Here is a 22071-nt window from a genome sequence, read left to right as displayed (position 1 = left end):
GGCCCGTACCGCGTCGGGGAGGTCCCGGTGGTCAGTCGCGCGCGGACTGCACCGCCGCGTCGACCCCCGTCTCGGCCTCCGGCCGCTCGAACCGGCCGTCCAGCTTGGAGACCAGGCCCGTGACCTGACGGGCGATGTCCGGCGCGGTCAGCCCGATCTCCACCAGCACCTCGTTGCGGGAGGCGTGGTCGAGGAAGCGCGGCGGAATGCCGAAGTCGCGCAGCGGCACGTCCACGCCCGCGTCCCGCAGGGCCTGGGCGATCGCCGAGCCGACACCGCCGACACGGGAGTTGTCCTCGACGGTGACGACCACGCGGTGCCGCGCGGCGAGCGGCGCCATGGCATCGTCGACGGGCTTGACCCAGCGCGGGTCGACGACGGTGGTGGTGATGCCCTGCTTGTCGAGGAGCGTGGCCACCTCGAGACACATCGGGGCCAGGGCGCCGACGGAGACGAGCAGGACGTCCGGGGTCTCGGTGCCGGGCTCGCGCAGTACGTCCATGCCGCCGACGCGGCCCACCGCGGGTACGGCGGGACCGACGGCGCCCTTGGAGAAGCGGACCACGGTCGGCGCGTCCTCGACCTCGACGGCCTCGCGGAGCTGGGCGCGGACCTGGTCGGCGTCGCGCGGGGCGGCCAGCCGCAGACCCGGGACGACCTGAAGGATCGACATGTCCCACATGCCGTTGTGGGAGGCGCCGTCGGTGCCGGTGACACCGGCCCGGTCCAGGACGAAGGTGACCCCGCACTTGTGCAGGGCCACGTCCATCAGGACCTGGTCGAAGGCGCGGTTGAGGAAGGTGGCGTAGACGGCGAAGACGGGGTGCACCCCGGCGTGGGCGAGGCCGGCCGCGGACACGGCGCCGTGCTGCTCGGCGATGCCGACGTCGTAGACCCGGTCCGGGAAGGCCTTGGCGAACTTGTCCAGGCCGACCGGCTGGAGCATGGCCGCGGTGATGGCGACGATGTCCTTCCGCTCCTTGCCGAGCCTGACCATCTCGTCGCCGAAGACGGAGGTCCAGTCGGCGCCGGAGGTGGCGATCGGCAGCCCGGTGTCGGGGTGGATCTTCCCCACGGCGTGGAAGCGGTCGGCCTCGTCCTGGAGGGCGGGCTGGTAGCCGCGACCCTTCTCGGTGAGGCAGTGCACGATGACGGGACCGCCGAACCGCTTGGCGCGGGCCAGCGCCGACTCCAGGGCCTCGATGTCGTGGCCGTCGATGGGGCCCACGTACTTCAGGCCCAGGTCCTCGAACATGCCCTGCGGGGCGATGAAGTCCTTCAGGCCCTTCTTGGCGCCGTGCAGGGTCTCGTACAGCGGTCTGCCGACGACCGGGGTGCGCTCGAGCACCTCACGGGTGCGGGCCAGGAAGCGCTCGTAGCCGTCGGTGGTGCGCAGGGTCGCCAGGTGGTTGGCGAGGCCGCCGATGGTCGGCGCGTAGGAGCGCTCGTTGTCGTTGACGACGATGACGAGCGGGCGGTCCTTGGCGTCGGCGATGTTGTTCAGCGCCTCCCAGGCCATGCCGCCGGTCAGCGCGCCGTCACCGATGACCGCGGCGACGTGGCTGTCCCGCTCCAGGAGCTGGTTGGCCTTGGCGATGCCGTCGGCCCAGCCCAGCACGGTCGAGGCGTGGCTGTTCTCGATGACGTCGTGCTCGGACTCGGCCTGCGAGGGGTAGCCGGACAGGCCGCCCTTCATCTTCAGCTTGGAGAAGTCCTGGCGGCCGGTGAGCAGCTTGTGCACGTAGGACTGGTGGCCGGTGTCCCACAGCACCTTGTCCTTGGGCGACTGGAAGACGCGGTGCAGGGCGATGGTCAGCTCCACCACACCCAGGTTGGGGCCGAGGTGGCCGCCGGTCTTGGAGACCTCGGTGACGAGGAAGTTCCGGATCTCCTGCGCCAGCTGGTCCAGCTCCTCCAGGCTGAGCCGGTCCAGATCGCGCGGTCCCCTGATGCGGGTCAGCAGCGGCACCCGTGCCTCCTTGCGTAGAGCTGATCGAGCTGTTGCCGGGCTCGTCGAGTCTAATGTTCCGTCCGAGCGCCCGGTGCCCGGGCTGGGGGTCGTATGTCACGCGAACGGCGGTACCCAGCGAAAGGACTGTCAGACACGGCCGTGCCCGGCACCGTCGTCGGTGCCGGGCACGGTCCTGGTGCGGGCGGCGCTCAGGCGCGTCCGGCCGACTTCTGGGTCTTGCGGGTGACCGAGTCGATGACGACCGTGGCGAGAAGCACACCACCGGTGATCATGTACTGGATCGGGGTGGCGATGCCCTGCAGGGCGAGGCCGTACTGGATCGACGTGATCACGAGCACACCGAGCAGCGCGTTCCAGGTGCGGCCCCGGCCACCGAAGAGGCTGGTGCCACCGATGACGGCCGCGGCGATGACGTTCATCAGCAGGTCACCGGAGCCGGCGCTCTGGTTGGCGGCCGCGATCTTGGAGGCCCAGAAGAGACCGCCGACCGAGGCGAACAGGCCCGCGATGGCGAAGACCGAGACACGGACCGCGGTGACGTTGATACCGGCACGGCGGGAGGCCTCGACGCTGCCGCCGAGCGCGAAGACCTTGCGGCCGTACGCGGTGCGGCGCAACACGAAGTCGCTGCCGACCAGGACGATCGCGAAGAGCAGCACCGCGAGCGGAAGACCCTTGTACTGGTTGAACATGAACGCCACGGCGAACGCGGCGACCGCGAGCAGCACGGTGCGCAGCACTATGTCGCTCAGCGGGCGGGACGGGATGCCCGCGGCCTCGCGGCGGCGGTTGCCGAGGAAGGCCGACAGGAAGTATCCGGCGACCGCGACGACGGCCAGGAGGTAGGCGGCTGCCACGTCCGAGAAGTAGTACGTGGTGAGCTTCCCGACCACGCCGTCGCCGTCGATGTTGATCGTGCCGTTGGCGCCCAGGACCTGGAGCATGAAGCCGTTCCAGAACAGCAGACCGGCCAGGGTCACCGCGAACGCGGGCGCACCGATGCGGGCGAAGAAGAAGCCGTGCAGGGCGCCGATGACCGCGCCGGCCGCGAGGGCGCTGACGACGGCGAGCCACTCGTTCACGCCGTGGGTGACGCTCATCACGGCCATGATGGCCGAGGAGACACCGGAGACGGAGCCTACCGACAGGTCGATCTCACCGAGCAGCAGCACGAAGATGATGCCGACCGACATCATGCCGGTGGCCACCATGGCGACGAAGATGTTGTTGAGGTTCTCCGCGCCCAGGAAGGCCGAGTCGAGGCTCTGGAAGATCGCGCAGATGGCGATGAGGCCGATGACGACCGGGATGGCTCCGAGGTCGCCGGCGCGCATCTTGCGCTTGAACTCGCCGAGGTAGCCGGCGAATCCCTGCTCGCGTACGAGCAGGCGGGGGTCGACGGCGGGGGCGGCGTCGGCCGCGGCGGCGGGCGCGTCCACGGGGGCGTCGGCGGGGGCGGCCTGGGACTTGTCGATGCTCACTTCTGAGCCTCCGCGTTGGTGCGCGCCGCACGACGGGTCACGGCGTTGTCCGTGGCACCGGTGATGGCGGAGATGATTTCTTCCTGCGAGGTGGTCCCGACCTCGAACACGCCGTTGTTGCGGCCGAGCCGGAGGACGGCGACCTTGTCGGCGACGGCCTTCACATCCGCCATGTTGTGGCTGATGAGGATGACCGCGAGGCCGCGCTCACGCAGCCGCTCGACGAGGTCGAGGACCTGGGCGGTCTGCTCGACGCCGAGGGCGGCCGTCGGCTCGTCGAGGATGACCAGCTTGGGCTCGCCGAGCATGGAGCGGGCGATGGCCACGACCTGGCGCTGACCGCCGGAGAGCGAGGCGATCGGGATGCGCACGCTGGGGATGCGGATGGACAGGGTCTGGAGCAGTTCGCGCGAGCGGCGCTCCATCTCGACCTCGTCCAGGACACCGCGGCGCTTGATCTCACGGCCGAGGAACAGGTTGCCGACGACGTCGATGTTGTCGCACAGGGACAGGTCCTGGTAGACCGTCGCGATGCCCAGGTTCTGGGAGTCGTGCGGCCGGTTGACCGTGACGGGGTTGCCCTCCCACTCGATGACACCGTCATCGATGGGGTGCACGCCCGCGATCGTCTTGACAAGGGTGGACTTTCCGGCGCCGTTGTCGCCGACGAGGGCGACGACCTCTCCGGCGTGGACCTCAAGCTCTACGTCGGTGAGCGCCTGGACAGCACCGAATCGCTTGGAGACCCCGCGCAACGCCAGCACGGGCGTAGCGGACACGTGAACCATCTCCTTCGCCGCCCGAGCCTGACCCCGGCGGGAGGTTGATACAAGAGGAGTGAGGGGGGTGTTCCGTCCGGCGCCCCGCCGTTGTGCTGCGGGGCTGTCGGCGGCAGGGCGCCGGACGAGCCGACACGGGTCCGCGTCATCGATGGACGCGGTGTCCCGTGCAGGTCGGCGGGGCCGCCGCTCGGGCGGCCCCGGAGGTGTTACTTCAGGCCGATCTTGTCGCAGGCGGCCTTGTACTTGGCCGTGCAGATCTCGCCGATGGTGTAGTAACCCTGGTCGATGACCGTGTCCTTGATGTTGTCCTTCGTCAGCGAGACGACGGGGACGATGACCGCCGGGACGCCCTTGTCGGTACCGCTGTCGACGGTGCTCGTCTTCAGCGAGCTGTCGAGCTTGCCGGTCTTGGCGATCGAGACGGCCATCTTGGCGACGGTCTCGGCCTCCTGCGGGTACGACTTGAAGACGCTCATGTACTGCTCGCCGGTCACGATGCGCTGCACGCCCGCGAGTTCGGCGTCCTGGCCGGTGACCGGGGGAAGCGTCTTGAGGCCCGCGCCCTTGAGCGCGGTGATGATGCCGCCCGCCATGCCGTCGTTGGCGGAGTAGACGCCGACGATCTTGTCCTTGCCGAGGGCGGAGATGGCACCCTCCATGTTGGCGTTGGCGTTCTCCGCCTTCCACTGCTTGGTGTCGTACTCCTTGCCGATGTTCACCTTGCCGTCGAGGGCGGCGTGGGCGCCCGCCTTGAACTGCGCGGCGTTGGGGTCGGTCACGGCGCCGTTCATCATGACGATCTTGCCGGACTTGGCCTTGTCACCCATGGCCTTCAGCAGGGCCTCGCCCTGAGCCTTGCCGACCTCCTCGTTGTCGAACGAGGTGTAGGCGGCGATCGGGCCCTCGGCGAGGCGGTCGTAGGCGACGACCGGAATGCCGGCCTCCTTGGCCCTCTTCACGCCCGAGGCGACGGCCTTGTAGTCGACCGCGTCCAGGATCAGCACGTCGACCTTCTTGGTGATCATCGTGTCGATCTGCTGCGCCTGGAGGGTCGCGTCCTCCTTGGCGTTGAGGTACTCGACCTTGCCCTTGCCGTTCGTCAGCTCCGCGATCTGCTTCTCGATGATCGGCTTGTCGAACTTCTCGTAACGAGCGGTCTGGTTCTCCGGCAGGAGCAGGCCGACCGTGATGGCGTCGCCCTTCTTCTCGCTGCCGGACGACTTCGAGGAGCCACCGGACTCCTTGGCGCTGCCACAGGCGGCGAGCGAGACGGCCATGGCACCAGCAGCAACGGCGAAGGCCGCGCGACGCATACGCGTGTTCACTTCTTCAAACCTCCCTGACGAGGCCGCGACGTTGCGGCCGAGGTGGCTGGAAGTCAACTCGGCTGCGCGTGCGACGTCAAGAAGTAAATCCTTAACGAGATGGCAACGGTGCCATCCGTTCTCTAAGTGAAGGCAGGGGTGGCCGCATGGAGCGTGCCGTCCAAAAGGGTTGAATCGCCCATCTCGCTCAACGCGAGGGCCAGCGCCCCGAGTACTTCGGCGCGGCCGCCAAGTGCGCCGGGAAGCACGGAGAGTTGGCGGGCGGCGCTGGGAATGGCGTACCGCCCGACCGACTCCCTGATCGGGCCGAGCACCAGCTCACCGGCCTCGGCGAGGTCCCCGCCGAGCACCACCCGGCTGGGGTTGAGCAGGTTGCAGAGGTTGGCGACCCCGCTGCCGATGTGGCGGCCGACGTCGGCGACGACCCGGCGGCAGCCCGGATCGCCCTCCCGCGCCAGCCGCACGACGCCCTCCATGGTCAGGTCGGTGCCGTGACTGGGCCGCAACAGCGGGAGCACGTACCCGGCGGCGGTGAAGGTCTCCAGGCAGCCGCGGTTGCCGCAGCGGCAGACCGGACCGGACTCGTCGAGCGTGATGTGCCCGATCTCACCCGCCGTGCCGCCGGGGCCGCGGTAGATCCGGCCGCTGATCACCAGGCCGGCGCCGACCCCGCTGGCGATCTTGATGTAAGCCAGGTCGCGCACGCCCCGGCCGCTGCCCCAGACCAGCTCGCCCAGAGCGCCGAGGTTGGCGTCGTTGTCCACGTGCACCGGCACTCCGAGGCGCCCCCGCAGCTCCTCGGCGGGCCTGACACCCGTCCAGCCCGGCAGGATGGCCGTGGAGCCCAGCGTGCCGGACTCCACGTCGATCGGGCCGGGTACGCCGACTCCCACGCCGGCGATCTTGGAACGGTCGACGCCCGTGGCCGCGATCAGGCGGTTGACCAGTTCCTCCGCGCGGTCGAAACCCTGCGCCGAGGAGGCGTCCACGTCCAGCGGCTCGGACTCCTCGGCGAGCACCTGGTGGGCGAGGTTGCCGATCGCGACCCGCAGGTGGGTGTGCCCGAAGTCCACGCCGATCACGATGCCGGCGTCTCCGCTCAGGGAGACGCTGCGGGCCCGGCGCCCGCCCGCGGAAGTGGGCGTGACCTGGACCGTTCCGCCGTCCTTCAGCTCGCGCACGATATTGGAGACCGTCGCCGCGGACAGGCCCGTGGTCCGCGCGATCTCCGCCTGCGTGAGTGATCCGGCAAGGCGCACGGCACGTACGACCCGCTCCAGGTTGGCTCGGTGCAGCGATGACTGCGACCCTGGAGTCTCCACGACGACCTCCTGAGCGCGGGGCCGCGTCAGCGAGGCCCCGGTCCATGTCCAACTAGTGAACTCTAAGCTGAGCTGTTCGGGTCCCCTCCCGTCAAGAGGTTGAACGGTATCCGCCCCCTTGGACAAGCAGGTGCGCCTGTGCAACGCGCCCGCGCACGACCCGAGCCCGCACGCCCTCGCAGGGGCGCCCGAAGCGGCGCTCACGGCGCGGACGCCAGGCGCGGCAGGCGCGGGCGGATCGGCGCCAAGCACGGCAGCCGCGAGCGGCCTCCGCGAGCAGGGACCTGGAAGGCGGCTCGCCAGGGCGGCAGGGAGCAAGGCCACCCGCGCGAGCGGCAACAGCACAGGACGAAAAGCCCGCGAGCCGGACCCGACAGGCACGAGGCCGACCGCTGCCGGCCCGACCGGCAAGCAGGGCCCCCGACGGCGGCCAGCGGAGGCCGCGGGAGATACAAGACGCCGCAGGTCGCAGCGATCCGAGCCGACGCGGCGGCGAGCCCGGCCCCCAACGTGAATCGCGGACACCGCGGCTTTCCGGCGGCGGTGCGGGTCGACAGGCCCGCAAGCCCGACCCGGCGAATCCGCTCGCGGAGACCACAAGGGCTTCGCGGCAACGCGCGCGAGCGGCGGCGGTGCGAGCCGACGCGCCCGTGTGCCCGGCCGCAAGGACGTTCGTGAAGGCCGCGACAGGCGCGGGACGGCGGGACGGGCCCCGCGAGTCGCGGGGCCCGGCAGGGCGGGGCGGCGCTGCGGCAGCGGGCGGCGCTCCGGGCCGCGCGTCGGCAGCCCGGTGCTTGGCGCTACTTCAGGGCGCCCGCCGTGAGGCCCTGTACCACCTGTCGCTGGAAGATGATGTACGCGGCGAGGACCGGCAGCATCGCCATCACCAGTCCGGCGAAGAGACCGGACCAGTCGCCCTTGTAGCCCTGGCTCACGGCGAGTTGCACCAGGCCCTGGGTGAGCACGTGCTTGTCCGGGTCGGTGTTGAGCACCGTCGGCAGCATGTACTGGTTCCACTGCCCCAGGAAGTTGAAGATCCCCACGCTGATCAGTCCGGGCTTGGCCATCGGCAGCATGATCTGGAAGAACGTCCGGGTGTGCGAGGCCCCGTCCACGAAGGCGGCCTCCGCCACCGAGGTCGGCAGGGTCCGGAAGAACGCGGTCAGGAAGAACACCGTGAACGGCAGCGAATACGCGATGTAGACCAGGATCAGACCGTGAATGGTGTTCAGCAGCCCCATGTTGTTCACCACGTAGAACAGCGGGACCAGCGCGAGCATGATCGGGAAACTCATGCCGCCGATGAAGAGGTAGTAGATGAAGCGGTTGCCCGGAAAGTCGAAACGGGCCAGCACATACGCCGCCATCGAACCGAGCACCAGCGTGCCGACGAGCGAACCACCCACTACCAGAACGGTGTTGAGGAAGTACGAGCTCATGTTGGCGTCGGTCCAGGCCCGCGCCCAGTTGTCGAAGTGGAGCTTGTCGGGCAGTGCCCAGGGCGAGCTGAAGATGGAATTGTCGTCCTTGAAGGACGTCATCACCGCCCACACCAGCGGCATGACCACCATGATCGCCCAGATGATCAGAACGCCGTGCGAGAAGACGTTGAGGACGGAGCCGTCCTTCTTCCGTCCGCCCGGCTTCCGGGCCGGTACTCCGGCCGTGGCGACGCCGATTCCGGACTCGGCCGGAACGGGGGCGGGGGTCTCGGTCGTTTTCATGGTCAGAACTCCAGCCGCTCGCGCCGGCCCAGCCGCATCACGGCGGCGGCGAAGGCCAGCGTGACGACGAGCAGCGCGACGCCGATCGTGGTGGCGTAGGCGGCCTGACCGTCACGGAACGCCTTCTGGTACACGTACAGGACCATGACGGTGGTCGAGTAGTCGGGGCCGCCCGGCCCGGTCGTCATGATCTGCACGACCGCGAACGACTCCGCCCCGAGGGCGAGGATGCCCATGTACACCCAGCCGGACTGCACGGTGTCCCACAGCAGCGGCAGGGTGATCCGGAAGAAGGTGGTGAACCGGCTGGCGCCGTCCAGCAGCGCGGCCTCGTACAGGTCCGCCGGGATGGAGGCCATACCGGCGGAGAACAGGACCACGAAGAAGCCGACCGTGGACCAGACCAGCACCGCCATCACGCACCACAGCGCCAGGTTCGGGTCGCCCAGCCACAGAGGCTGAACGCTGTCGAGTCCGATCCCGCGCAGCACGGAGTTGATCGCGCCGCTGTCCGGGTTGTACGCGAAGGCGAACAGCAGGGCCACGATCGCGATCGACAGCACCTGCGGGAAGAAGTAGACGATCTTGTAGAACGAGGAGCCGCGGACACCGGAGATCGCCGGTCCGCCGCGGCGGCGCCGTCCGCCCACATTGATCATGAAGGAGAAGAACAGCGCCAGACCGATCGTCACCAGCGGTAGCACCAGGGCGAACAGCAGGCTGTGCTGCAACGACTTCCAGAAGATGTCGTCGTGGAGCATCCTCTGGTAGTTGTCGAAGCCGACCATCTGGAAATCGGGGCTCAGGCCGGTCCAGTCCGTGAACGAGTAGTAGATGGACTGGATGAACGGCCAGACGACGAAAAGCGCGTACAGCCCGAGGGGAACCGCGAGGAACCCCACGATGAACCGGTACTTGCCGTGCTGCATTGCTGCCGACCCCGATCTCTGGGCGGGTGGTACCGCTGGTGACGGATCCTCGGAGTTACTGGTGCTTGTAGTGCTTGATCGACTGGTCCTTGGCGGCCTCGTCGGCGAAACCCTGGATCTTCTTGATGGCCTCGGCCGGGGTGAGCCGGCCGGCCATCATCTCGCCGATGCCGGACACACCGATCTTCTCCTTCTGGAGCTGCACGTACCAGTCCTGGAGCCGCGGATTCACCACGTTGGAGCCCGCCTTGTCCAGCGCCGCGACTCCGGACTTCAGACCGGGGGTGAGGTCGATGCCGTCCGTGCCGCCGTTGTACGCGGTGAGCGACTTCACCTTGGCGGTGAAGTTCTTCGAGGAGGCCTCGCTGAGCATGATGCGCAGCTGCTCCATGCCGCCCTCGGCGTTCTTGGCCTTGGCCGGGACGATGAACGGCTCGCCGCCGGACGCCCAGATGGTGCCGAACGGCATCTTGTCGGAGCTGTCGATGCCCGTCGGCGCGGAGACCGCCAGGTCGAAGTCGGCCGGGATGACGTTCGCGGACTCGTTCTCCACCCAGGAGCCGTTCGGGATGAACAGCGCCTTGCCCTTGGCCCAGGCGGTCTGCGACTGGATGTGGTCCAGGCCAGGGGTGCCCTTGAGGATGTAACCCTTCCGGTAGAGCTCGTAGTAGGCCTCGAAGCAGGCCTTGACCGCCGGGTGCTTCCAGGCGTTGGGCTCCAGGTTGTCGATGGCGTCCAGGACCTCGCGGCCGCCGACCTTGCCGATCATCGGGTAGAGCGAGAAGGGCAGGTAGTAGGGGTACTTGCCGGCGTACGTCCAGCCGGCCATGCCCTTCTTCTTGGCCTTCTCGCAGACCTTGAGCATGGCGTCCCAGGTCTCCGGGTACTGCTCGTCCAGCGAGTCGAGGGCCTTCTGCGAGTACCACACGCCGTACACCGTGTAGGCGTAGTACAGGATCCACACCGGCCGGCCGTCGAACTGGCCCATCTCCACGATGCCCGGGCGCAGTGTGTCGCGGACCTTCTTGCTCGGGTCGTCGTAGGACGCCGCGTCCAGCAGCGGGGTGAGATCCGCGAGCTGGTTCTTGCCCACGAGGACGCCCATGTCCATCTGTTCCGCGCCGGAGTTGTCGATGAGGTCCGGCGGGTTGCCCTGGTTGAAGCGCGGCTGGAGCGTCGACTGGATCTTCTGGGTGGCGGCGAACTTGGTCTTCGCCTTGGGGAAGTCCGTCTCGTAGATCTTCACGGCGTCCTCGGCGTATTCCTTGCCGAAGCCGCCGTCGAAGAGGACGAATTCCATCTGCGCGGTGTCGTTGACGCCGAGCGGGTTCTTCTCGGTCTTCTTGCCCGCCTTGGCCTTGCCCTGGCCGTCACCGCCACCACTGGCGCAGGCGGACAGGAAGCCCATCGCGGGAACGCTGATCAGACCGAGTGCGGCGGACCGCTTGATCAGGGCCCGGCGGCCGACGCCTCCGTGGTTCTCGGCGGAAGTGGATCCCATGCTCAAGTCCTCGCCCTCTCCAGGACTCAGGCGGTGAACCGGATCCTCCCCGGCACCGCGGTCGGGTCACGCTGGGTCGTGCAGGAAGTACGTCGTGCGTCGTGCACCGGGATCGGACGGAAGACAGGAAGGCGGACGCGTTTCACGCGCCGAGCCACCCTTTCCGACTCCCCCGGGTCCGCTTCCGGCCGGTCTCACGGTCGCGCGGACGCCGACAGGTATAGTCCACTTCCGGTCAGCGGAGCAAGATCAGGAGCAAGGTTCGCCGCGGGTCTTTTCCGAGTTGAGACCTCACGCGGAATATGAGCCGCCCATGGGCTTCCGTTGACGGAAATATCCGCGCCTTTGTGCCCGAATACCACACCCAACGCCCTTGACATCACTGGCCACTTGGCTCCCTACTGGTCCTTGCGTATAGAGCTGACAACGTTGTCCGAAACGCAGGGAGGGACGCCGCGCATGCAGCGCAGAGTACGGCACAGATGGGGTCCGGCGGTCGTCGTCACGGCCGCCTTCGTCACGGCAGCCGGCTCGCAGGGGGCGGCGGTCGCCCTGCCCGGCAAGCCCCCGGCCGTCGGCCGGGAGTTCAGCTCCTCGTTCGAGGCCGGCGACCCGGCGCCGGACTGGCTGAACACGGTCGACACCGCCAAGGGCGGCGGCAAGCGCGCCTCGGGCGTGGACGGCGGCTACAGCACCGGCATCCCCGGCAATGTGGACGACCACATCACCGAGGTCCGGGCCAGCGCGGAGAACACCGGCGGCGGGGAGGTCAAGGAGAACCTCATCGACGGCGAGTCCGGCACCAAGTGGCTGGCCTTCGAGGACACCGGCTGGGTCGAGTTCGACTTCGACAAGCCGGTGAACATCACCCGTTACGCCCTCACGTCCGCCAACGACTTCGACGGACGCGACCCCAAGGACTGGACCCTGAAGGGGTCCACCGACGGCAAGGACTGGAAGACCCTGGACACCCGTGCCGGGGAGAAGTTCTCCGAACGGTTCCAGACCAGGACCTTCGACCTGGCCGAGCCGGCCCAATACCAGCACTTCCGGCTGGACGTCAGCCGGAACAACGGCGCCTCGGGCATACTCCAGCTCGCCGATGTGCAGTTCTCCACCGGCGGCGACGACGCGCCGGTCCCGCAGGACATGCTCTCGCTGGTCGACCGCGGCCCGAGCGGCTCCCCGACCGCGAAGTCCGGCGCCGGCTACACCGGCAAGCGGGCCCTGCGCTACGCGGGCCGGCACACCGCGCAGGGCCGGGCGTACTCGTACAACAAGGTCTTCGACGTCGACGTCAAGGTGCTGCCCGACACCCAACTGTCGTACCGCCTCTACCCGTCGATGGCCGACGGCGACCGCGACTACGACGCCACCAACGTCGCCGTCGACCTCGCCTTCACCGACGGCACCTACCTCAGCGGCCTCGGCGCGACCGACCAGCACGGTTTCCCCCTGAGCCCGCAGGGCCAGGGCGCGGCCAGGACGCTGTACGTCAACCAGTGGAACAACGTGGCCTCCCGGATCGGCTCGGTCGCCGCGGGCAAGACGATCGACCGGGTGCTGCTCGCCTACGACTCCCCCACCGGCCCCGCGAAGTTCCGCGGCTGGCTGGACGACGTGGTGATCAGGCAGGTGCCGCAGGAGAAGCCGAAGGCGCACCTGTCGGACTACGCGCTGACCACCCGCGGCACCAACTCCAGCGGCAGCTTCTCGCGCGGCAACAACTTCCCCGCGACCGCGCTGCCGCACGGCTTCAACTTCTGGACACCGGTGACCAACGCGTCCTCGCTGAGCTGGCTCTACGAGTACGCACGCGCGAACAACGAGGACAACCTGCCGACGATCCAGGCGTTCAGCGCGAGCCACGAGCCGAGCCCCTGGATGGGTGACCGGCAGACCTTCCAGGTGATGCCGTCCGCCGCCGCGGGCACCCCGGACACCGGCCGCACCGCCCGCGCGCTCGCCTTCCGGCACGAGAACGAGACCGCGCGGCCGTACTACTACGGGGTGCGCTTCGAGAACGGCCTCAAGGCCGAGATGACGCCGACCGACCACGCGGCCGTCCTGCGCTTCACCTACCCGGGCGACGACGCGAGCGTGGTGTTCGACAACGTCACCGAGCAGGCGGGCCTGACCCTGGACAAGGAGCACGGCGTCGTCACCGGCTACTCGGACGTGAAGTCCGGGCTGTCCACCGGCGCCACCCGGCTGTTCGTCTACGGCTCGTTCGACAAGCCGGTGAAGGACGGCTCGTCGAGCGGCGTCAAGGGCCACCTGCGCTTCGACGCGGGCAAGGACCGTACGGTCACCCTGCGCCTGGCCACCTCCCTCATCAGCCTCGACCAGGCGAAGGACAACCTGCGCCAGGAGGTCCCGGACGGCGCCTCCTTCGACACCGTCAAGGCGGCCGCCCAGCGGACCTGGGACAAGCTGCTCGGCAAGGTCGAGGTCCAGGGCGCCACGCCCGACCAGCTCACCACGCTCTACTCCAGCTTGTACCGGCTGTACCTGTACCCGAACTCCGGCTTCGAGAAGGTCGGCGGGAAGCACCAGTACGCCTCCCCGTTCTCGCCGATGCCGAGCCAGGACACGCCGACGCACACCGGCGCGAAGATCGTCGACGGCAAGGTGTACGTCAACAACGGCTTCTGGGACACCTACCGGACCACCTGGCCGGCGTACTCGCTGCTGACGCCGGGACAGGCCGGTGAGATGGTCGACGGCTTCGTGCAGCAGTACAAGGACGGCGGCTGGACCTCGCGCTGGTCCTCCCCCGGCTACGCCGACCTGATGACCGGCACCTCCTCGGACGTCGCCTTCGCGGACGCCTACGTCAAGGGCGTGCCGATGGACGCCGAGGCGGCCTACGACGCGGCCCTGAAGAACGCCACCGTGGTGCCTCCGTCCTCGGGCGTGGGCCGCAAGGGCATGGCCACCTCGCCCTTCCTCGGCTACACCAGCACGTCCACCGGCGAGGGCCTGTCCTGGGCGATGGAGGGCTACGTCAACGACTACGGCATCGCGAAGATGGGCGAGGCCCTGCACAGGAAGACGGGCGAGAAGCACTACAAGGAGGAGGCGGACTACTTCCTCAACCGGGCCCAGGACTACGTGAACCTGTTCGACTCCCGGGTCGGCTTCTTCCAGGGTCGCAACGCCCGGGGCGACTGGCGCCTGGACTCCTCGAAGTACGACCCGCGCGTGTGGGGCCACGACTACACGGAGACCAACGGCTGGGGCTACGCCTTCACCGCCCCGCAGGACAGCCGGGGCCTGGCGAACCTGTACGGCGGGCAGAAGGGCCTCGCCGACAAGCTGGACACCTACTTCGCCACGCCCGAGACGGCCGGCCCGGAGTTCGTCGGGTCCTACGGCGGTGTCATCCACGAGATGACCGAGGCACGGGACGTGCGGATGGGCCAGTACGGCCACTCCAACCAGGTCGCCCACCACGTGATCTACATGTACGACGCGGCGGGGCAGCCGTGGAAGACGCAGGCGAACGTCCGTGAGGCGCTCTCCCGGCTGTACGTGGGCAGCGAGATCGGCCAGGGCTACCACGGCGACGAGGACAACGGCGAGCAGTCGGCCTGGTACCTGTTCTCCGCGCTCGGCTTCTACCCGCTGGCCATGGGCAGCGGCGAGTACGCCATCGGCTCCCCGCTGTTCACCAAGGCGACGCTGCATCTGGACGGCGGCCGCGATCTGGTGATCCAGGCCCCGAAGAACAGCGCCAAGAACGTGTACGTGCAGGGCGTGCGGTTCAACGGCAAGGCGTGGAACTCGACGAGCCTGCCCCACTCCCTGCTGTCCAAGGGTGGTGTCCTGCAGTTCGACATGGGCCCGCGGCCCTCGTCGTGGGGCACGGGCAAGGACGCGGCGCCGGTGTCGATCACGACCGGTGACAAGGCGCCGAGCCCGCGGGCGGACGTGTTGAAGGGCGCCGGGGCGCTGTTCGACGACACCTCGTCGACGGAGGCCGCGGTGACGACGGTGGACCTGCCGGTGTCCGGGCCCGTCAAGGCGGTCCAGTACACCCTGACCTCGTCCGCCGACCGCGCCAAGGCCCCGGCCGGCTGGACGCTCCAGGCGTCCACCGACGGCACGACCTGGACGACGGTGGACCAGCGCTCGGGCGAGTCCTTCGCCTGGGACAAGCAGACCCGGCCCTTCACCATCGCCTCTCCGGGCACCTACCAGAAGTACCGCCTGGTCCTGGACGGCACCGCGACGCTCGCGGAGGTGGAGCTGCTGGCCTGAGCCGCCGGGCATCCGGCATGACGAAGGGGCGGGCCCGCCGGGGCCCGCCCCTTCCTGCCGCCCGTCGGACCGGTCAGCCCGTGGCGACGGTGAAGACGTGCAGGTCGGCGTTGGCGGGCAGCCGCACGCCACTGATCCGCTTGCCCGCGGGGGCCTCGTACGGCGCGGTGGCGAAGACGTAGGTGGTCACCGTGTCCTTGTCCGCGCCCGCCACATTGCGGTACGCGGTCCTGGCCACCACCGTGTTGCCGAACTGGACGGTGCCGCCGCCCCCGCCGACGGTCCAGTCGGTGAAGGAGAGGTCGACGGTGCCCGTGGTGCCGTCGGTGTAGGTGACGGTCGCCTTCGTCTGCTGGTTGCCGTTGACCGCGCTGCCGACGAAGGACAACCGGGAAGCGGGCGTGGCCAGTTCGATGCTCTGGCCGGCCCCCGAGGCGTTGTCCGGGCGCCCGCTCGGCGAGTCGGGCCAGGTGAAGGACAGGCCGTTCACCGTGCCCTGCCCGCCCGGGGTCAGGCCGGCCGCCGCGAGGGCCTGGCGGGAGTAGCTCCAGCCGCCCCCGTCGTAGTCGGCCTCATCGTGGTCGCCCTCGTCCTCCGAGATCCCGGTGTTGTCATAGGCGGCCAGCAGGCTGCCCGGGGCCGCCACCGTCAGGGACACCGGCTGCTCGTAGGACTGGCCGCCGGAGGTGACCGTGACCTGCGCGTCGTAGAAGCCCTGTTCGGCGTCCGGGGCGGCGGTGAGCGTGATCTGCCGGGCGCCGTCGGTCACCGTGCCCTCGGCTGGGGTGGCCGTGACGCCGGACGGGGTGCGGACGCTGAAGCGCACCTCGGGGCCCTGGCCGCCGTTCAGGGACAGGGCGCGGACCCCGATCGTCGTGCTGCCTCCGGGCGCGAGCGTCGCCGCGGTCGGGCCCACACCGATCTGGTACGGCTGCTCGCCCTGGCGGAAGGAGGGCGGGGCGGCGGACGCGGCACTGCCCCAGGTGCGGTCCGGGGTGGCCGAGAGGGTGTAGTCGAGCCGGCCTCCGTCACGGACGAAGCTCGCCGGCAGCCAGGGGCGGTCGCTCGCCCGGCCGTTCACCTTCAGGGACCGGACGTAGGGGGATCCGGCCGCCGCTCCCGTGGCGCGCACGGAGATGTCCCTGCCGTGCGGGCGCTGGATCTCGATCCGCTCGAACAGCGGTGAGGCCAGGACGAGTTCGGCGCGGGAGGGCACCTGCGGATACATGCCGAGCGCGGAGAAGACGTACCAGGCGGACATCGCGCCGAGGTCGTCGTTGCCGGGGATGCCGCCCGGCTGAGTGGTCCACAGCTGCCGCATGGCCGCGCGGACGGTCTCCTGCGTCTTGTAGGGCGCGCCCGCGTAGTCGTACAGGTAGGGGACGTTGATCGAGGGCTCGTTGTCGAGTTCGGACTTGGCGCCGCCGTTTCCGGTGAACGCCCAGCCGCCGTCGGCGTTGTGGAAGAAGTCGTCCAGGCGGGCCAGCGCCGTCTCCCGGCCGCCCATCGCCGCGAACAGGCCGGCCGGGTTGTGCGGGACCATCCAGGTGTACTGGGCCGCCGAACCCTCGACGAAGCCGTTGCCGGTGTCCGGGGTGAAGCCGGTGACCCAACTGCCGTCGGCCTTGCGGTTGGCGATGTAGCCGCCGGAGGTGTGGGCCGCGACGTTGAAGTTGTTCTGCCACCACTGGGCGCGCTCGGCGAAGGCGGCGGCGGTCTTCTTCCGCCCGGCCGCGTCGGCGAGTTGGGCCAGGGCGAAGTCGGCCGTGGACATCTCCAGCGTTTCGGCCGCGCCGCCCCAGGCGTTGGAGACGGACGGCATGTAGTGCAGCTTCAGGTACTTGTCCAGGGAGGGCCGCTGGCCGGCCGACAGGACCGGCTTGCCCGCCGGGGACAGGTCCCGCTCGGTCGGCACGGTCGCCGCCTTCACCAGGGAGGCGAGGGCCCCCTTCAGGTCGAAGCCGGTGCCGCCGAAGGCGTGGATGCCGGCGAGGGCGGTCGGCGAGGGGTCGCCGTTCATGACGTGGGTGCCGCTCGCGCCGTGCAGCCAGCGGTCCCAGACACCGCCGTTCTGGCCGGCCAGCTCGTACAGGGACTGGGCGATGTCCGAACCGGTGTCCGGGCTGAGCAGGGTCAGCAGCTGCACCTGGTCGCGGTAGACGTCCCAGCCGGAGAAGGTGCCGTACTGGGCCTGGTGGCCGCGGCCGACGGTGTGCACCTTGTCGTCGGCGCCGCGGTACCGGCGGTCGGCGTCGCTGATGACGTTCGGGTGGAGCAGGGCGTGGTAGAGCGCGGTGTAGAAGGTGGTGCGCTCGTCCTCGGTGCCGCCGCCGACGCGGATCGCGCCCAGCCGGTCCCGCCAGGCGCGGCGGGCCGCGTCCCTGACCGCGTCGAAGGAGCGCTGGGGCGGGTTCTCCGCGGCCAGGTTGGCCTCGGCGCCGGCCTGACTGACGTAGGAGATGCCGATCTTGACGCCGACCGGTCCTGTGCCGGGCGCGAACTCCACATAGCCGCCTGCGCCCTTGCCCGCCACGGGCCTGCCGCCGCTCGCGAAGCCGCCCGTGCCGCCGGTCGCCGAGGTCGCGCCCGGGTTCAGCCTGTCGTCCTGCCAGGTGCCCGTCGCCTTGAAGGGGCGGTCGAAGCGGGCCGTGAAGTACAGGGTGTAGTAGGCGCGCCGGCCCTCGGGGTCGAGGTAGCCGCAGAAGTTCCCGGAGGTGACGGAGCCGGAGACGGTGCGCTTCGCCGGGTCGATGGTGACCGACGAGCCGGTCGAGCCCACCTCGGAGTCGGCGGTACGGATGAGAAGCGAGGCGGGCTGGTCCGCGGGGTAGGTGAAGCGGGCCGAGCCGGTACGGGCCGTGGCCGTGAGGTCGGCGGTGACTCCGGAGGCGAGGCCCACCTTGTAGTGGCCGGGCTCGGCGGTCTCGTCGGAGTGGCGGAAGTCGGAGGCGTAGACGGCGTCCTTGGTGTCGCTCGCCGGTGAGGTGGTGACCTTCCCGGCGTACGGGAAGAAGGGGATGTCGCCGCTGCCGCCCGCGCAGCCGGTGCCGGACATGTGGGTGAGGCTGAAGCCGCGGATGCGGGTCGCGTCGTACTGGTAGCCGCCGGGCGCGGCCGTCCTCGTGGCGTCGCCGCGGGTGTTCTCGGGGCTGAAGGAGAGCATGCCGAACGGGGCGACGGCGCCAGGGAAGACGTTGCCGCCGTTCCTGGTGCCGATCAGCGGGTCCACGTACGCGGTCGCGTCCTGGACCAGGGTGGGACCGGGTCCCGGTGGTGCGGCGGACGCCGCGAGGGCAGGGGTGGCGCCGCCGGTCGCGAGCACCGCGGCCAGCAGCAGGGACATGGGACGGAAACGCATGACGCGGCCCCTCCTCCTTCGGACGGGTCGCGCACCACGGGTCGCACAAGCCTCGGGGACAGTAGCGTGCGCCGGTGGTGTCACGGAAGACCGCGTACGGGAGCGCGGGCGCGCTCCGTGCCGACGCTGTGCTCACGCGGGCCACGTCCCGACGCGAGGCGCTGACATCGTTGTCGGCGGGCATGGTCACCCAGTAAAGTCATGTACAGACCAATCCCGACAACGTTGTCGCACCACGGTGTCGCACAAGCCGGCAGCACCAGGGGCGAGGTGGGAGACCCCCAGGGACGACGGGTTCCGGTCCGCCGCCATGGGAGCGCTCCCACCTCGCTGCCAGTGAAAGCTAGCGTGGACGGCGGCGGCTGTAAACGCCTGGGGAGAAAGAGGGAGGGCCGCACCCCCGTTGCCGGGGATGCGGCCCAACTGCCTTGCGGGATCCGTTACTTGCGGATCAGGCTGCGCAGCACGTACTGCATGATGCCGCCGTTGCGGTAGTAGTCGGCCTCACCGGGGGTGTCGATGCGGACGACCGCGTCGAACTCGACACCGGTGTCGGTGGTGACCTTCATGGTGCTCGGCGTGCTGCCGTCGTTGAGCTCCGTGACGCCGGTGATGGTGAAGGACTCCTCGCCGGTCAGGCCGAGGGAGTCGGCCGTCCGGCCCTCCGGGAACTGCAGCGGCAGAACACCCATGCCGATGAGGTTCGAGCGGTGGATGCGCTCGTAGGACTCGGCGATGACGGCCTTGACGCCGAGCAGCGCGGTGCCCTTCGCGGCCCAGTCGCGGGACGAGCCGGAGCCGTACTCCTTGCCGGCCAGGACGACCAGCGGGATGCCCTGCTCGATGTAGTTGCGCGAGGCGTCGTAGATGAAGGAGACCGGCGCGCCGTCCTGGGTGAAGTCGCGGGTGTAACCGCCCTCCGTCCCCGGCGCGATCTGGTTGCGCAGGCGGATGTTGGCGAACGTACCGCGGATCATCACCTCGTGGTTGCCGCGGCGGGAACCGTAGGAGTTGAAGTCGCGGCGCTCGACGCCGTGCTCGGTGAGGTACTGGCCCGCCGGGGTGTCGGCCTTGATGGCACCGGCCGGGGAGATGTGGTCGGTGGTGACCGAGTCGCCGAGCTTGGCGAGCACCCGGGCGCCGGCGATGTCCTCGACCGGGGCCGGGTCCATGCCCATGCCCTCGAAGTACGGGGGCTTGCGGACGTAGGTGGACTCGGTGTCCCACTCGAAGGTGTTGCCGGTCGGGATCGGCAGCGACTGCCACTGGGCGTCACCGGCGAACACGTCGGCGTAGGACTTGGAGAACATGTCCTCGCCGATGGCGTTGGCCACGACGTCGTTGACCTCGGCCTCCGACGGCCAGATGTCCTTCAGGTATACCGGCTTGCCGTCCTGGTCCACACCGAGCGCGTCCTCGGTGATGTCCACCTTCATGGAGCCGGCGATGGCGTAGGCGACGACCAGCGGCGGGGACGCCAGGTAGTTCATCTTGACGTCGGGGTTGATCCGGCCCTCGAAGTTGCGGTTGCCGGACAGCACCGAGGTGACCGCGAGGTCGTGCTCGTTGACGGCCTTGGAGACCTCCTCCGGCAGCGGGCCGGAGTTGCCGATGCAGGTGGTGCAGCCGTAGCCGACGAGGTTGAAGCCCAGCTTGTCCAGGTACGGGGTCAGGCCGGCCTTGTCGAAGTAGTCCGTCACGACCTTCGAACCCGGGGCGAGGGTGGTCTTGACCCACGGCTTGCGGGTCAGGCCCTTCTCCACCGCCTTCTTGGCCACCAGCGCGGCGGCGACCATGACGTACGGGTTGGAGGTGTTGGTGCAGGAGGTGATGGCCGCGACGGTGACCGCGCCGTGGTCCAGCTCGTAGGTGGTGCCGTCGGGGGCGGTGACCGGGACCGGGTTGGTCGGGGCGCCGTTGGGGTGGATGGCCGGGGCGTCGGAGGCCGGGAAGGACTCCACGCCCGCCTCGTCGACGCTGTCGACGTAGTTGCGGACGTCCTGCTTGAACTGCTCGGCGGCGTTGGCCAGGACGATGCGGTCCTGCGGGCGCTTGGGGCCGGCGATGGACGGCACGACGGTGGACAGGTCCAGCTCGAGCTTCTCGGAGTAGTCCGGCTCGGCGTTCGGGTCCAGCCAGAGACCCTGCTCCTTGGCGTACGCCTCGACGAGCGCGAGCTGCTGCTCGGGGCGGCCGGTCAGGCGCATGTAGTTGATGGTCTCGTCGTCGATCGGGAAGATCGCGGCGGTGGAGCCGAACTCCGGCGACATGTTGCCGATGGTGGCGCGGTTGGCCAGGCTCGTCGCGGCCACGCCCTCGCCGTAGAACTCGACGAACTTGCCGACCACGCCGTGCTTGCGCAGCATCTCGGTGATGGTCAGCACCAGGTCGGTGGCGGTGGTGCCGGTGGGCAGCTCGCCGGTGAGCTTGAAGCCGACGACCCGCGGGATGAGCATGGAGACCGGCTGGCCGAGCATGGCGGCCTCGGCCTCGATGCCGCCGACGCCCCAGCCGAGGACACCGAGGCCGTTGACCATGGTGGTGTGCGAGTCGGTGCCGACGAGCGTGTCGGGGTACGCCTTGCCGTCGCGCACCATCACCACGCGGGCCAGGTGCTCGATGTTCACCTGGTGGACGATGCCGGTGCCGGGGGGGACGACCTTGAACTCGTCGAAGGCGGTCTGGCCCCAGCGCAGGAACTGGTAGCGCTCCTTGTTGCGGCCGTACTCCAGCTCGACGTTCTGCTTGAAGGCGTCGTTGGTGCCGAACTTGTCGGCGATGACGGAGTGGTCGATGACCAGCTCGGCCGGGGCCAGCGGGTTGATCTTCGCCGGGTCGCCGCCGAGCTCCTTGACGGCCTCGCGCATGGTGGCGAGGTCCACGACACAGGGCACGCCGGTGAAGTCCTGCATGATCACGCGGGCCGGCGTGAACTGGATCTCCTGCGACGGCTTGGCCTGGGAGTTCCAGCCGCCGAGGGCACGGATGTGGTCGGCGGTGATGTTCGCGCCGTCCTCGGTGCGGAGCAGGTTCTCCAGCAGCACCTTCAGGCTGTAAGGCAGTCGGGCCGCGCCCTCGACCTTGTCAAGCCGGAAGATCTCGTACGACTCGTCGCCCACCTGCAGCGTGCTGCGGGCGTCGAAGCTGTTCGCCGACACGACAGTCTCCTTCATTCATGTGCGCCTACCACCACGATCCTGCCGCCACGGCGACTCGGCCGATCCAGTAAGGTACGGCTAAGTTAGGTCACCCTTACCAAATGGCGGCTGTGGTGCACCCCGGCAGATATCTCGATGTCGAGATAACTCTAGTACATGGGGGCCGGATGGTCATGCGCGGACCGGGCGGAGAGGGGGCGGGATACGCGGGGCGTCACGCCCGGCACATACACGCCACCCATGGGCGCCGCCACGC

11 protein-coding genes are annotated in these 22071 nt (G+C 69.4%); 1 reads left to right on the top strand and 10 read right to left on the bottom strand.

Annotated elements, in window-relative coordinates; translation table 11 throughout:
* Window positions 1-31: 31 nt before the first annotated feature.
* The 8 genes from dxs to ngcE all read right to left on the bottom strand — a co-directional run bounded on the left by dxs (window position 32) and on the right by ngcE (window position 11036).
* Window positions 32-1969: a 1-deoxy-D-xylulose-5-phosphate synthase gene (dxs, locus tag ACIOWN_RS28985; protein WP_362352248.1), complete on the bottom strand. Its 1938-nt coding sequence runs from the start codon at window positions 1967-1969 to the stop codon at window positions 32-34.
* Between the two features lie 191 nt (window positions 1970-2160).
* On the bottom strand, window positions 2161-3453 hold the full coding sequence (locus ACIOWN_RS28980) for an ABC transporter permease subunit (protein ID WP_362352251.1): 1293 nt from the start codon (window positions 3451-3453) through the stop codon (window positions 2161-2163).
* Window positions 3450-4241, bottom strand: a complete 792-nt coding sequence (locus ACIOWN_RS28975) for an ATP-binding cassette domain-containing protein (protein ID WP_362352254.1) — start codon at window positions 4239-4241, stop codon at window positions 3450-3452. Before ACIOWN_RS28975 ends, ACIOWN_RS28980 begins: the two co-directional genes overlap by 4 nt.
* Window positions 4242-4441: 200 nt before the next feature.
* Window positions 4442-5560, bottom strand: a complete 1119-nt coding sequence (locus tag ACIOWN_RS28970; protein ID WP_362352257.1) for a substrate-binding domain-containing protein — start codon at window positions 5558-5560, stop codon at window positions 4442-4444.
* A gap of 122 nt (window positions 5561-5682) precedes the next feature.
* Window positions 5683-6882 carry an ROK family transcriptional regulator gene (locus ACIOWN_RS28965; RefSeq protein WP_362352260.1) on the bottom strand — a complete coding sequence of 400 codons (1200 nt, stop codon included), beginning with the start codon at window positions 6880-6882 and terminating at the stop codon, window positions 5683-5685.
* 800 nt (window positions 6883-7682) lie between these two features.
* Window positions 7683-8606 carry a carbohydrate ABC transporter permease gene (locus ACIOWN_RS28960; protein ID WP_362352262.1) on the bottom strand — a complete coding sequence of 308 codons (924 nt, stop codon included), beginning with the start codon at window positions 8604-8606 and terminating at the stop codon, window positions 7683-7685.
* Window positions 8607-8608: 2 nt separating this feature from the next.
* Window positions 8609-9535 (bottom strand): sugar ABC transporter permease, encoded by a 927-nt coding sequence (locus ACIOWN_RS28955; RefSeq protein WP_362352265.1) that lies wholly within the window; start codon window positions 9533-9535, stop codon window positions 8609-8611.
* A 55-nt stretch (window positions 9536-9590) separates the two neighbouring features.
* Window positions 9591-11036, bottom strand: a complete 1446-nt coding sequence (ngcE, locus tag ACIOWN_RS28950; protein ID WP_362352267.1) for an N-acetylglucosamine/diacetylchitobiose ABC transporter substrate-binding protein — start codon at window positions 11034-11036, stop codon at window positions 9591-9593.
* A gap of 459 nt (window positions 11037-11495) precedes the next feature.
* On the opposite strand from ngcE, the gene ACIOWN_RS28945 reads away from it, so the two are divergent.
* Window positions 11496-15299, top strand: a complete 3804-nt coding sequence (locus ACIOWN_RS28945; protein ID WP_401983737.1) for a GH92 family glycosyl hydrolase — start codon at window positions 11496-11498, stop codon at window positions 15297-15299.
* A 73-nt stretch (window positions 15300-15372) separates the two neighbouring features.
* On the opposite strand, the gene ACIOWN_RS28940 is transcribed toward ACIOWN_RS28945, so the two are convergent.
* On the bottom strand, window positions 15373-18657 hold the full coding sequence (locus tag ACIOWN_RS28940; RefSeq protein ID WP_401983736.1) for a GH92 family glycosyl hydrolase: 3285 nt from the start codon (window positions 18655-18657) through the stop codon (window positions 15373-15375).
* Window positions 18658-19097: 440 nt separating this feature from the next.
* A complete protein-coding gene (acnA, locus tag ACIOWN_RS28935; RefSeq protein WP_362352276.1) occupies window positions 19098-21815 on the bottom strand; it encodes an aconitate hydratase AcnA in 2718 nt (905 codons plus the stop codon).
* Window positions 21816-22071: the final 256 nt, after the last annotated feature.

This window comes from Streptomyces sp. NPDC087787 (assembly GCF_044743035.1).
Taxonomy (GTDB): Bacteria; Actinomycetota; Actinomycetes; order Streptomycetales; family Streptomycetaceae; genus Streptomyces.
This window is presented reverse-complemented; position numbering and strand designations above follow the sequence as displayed.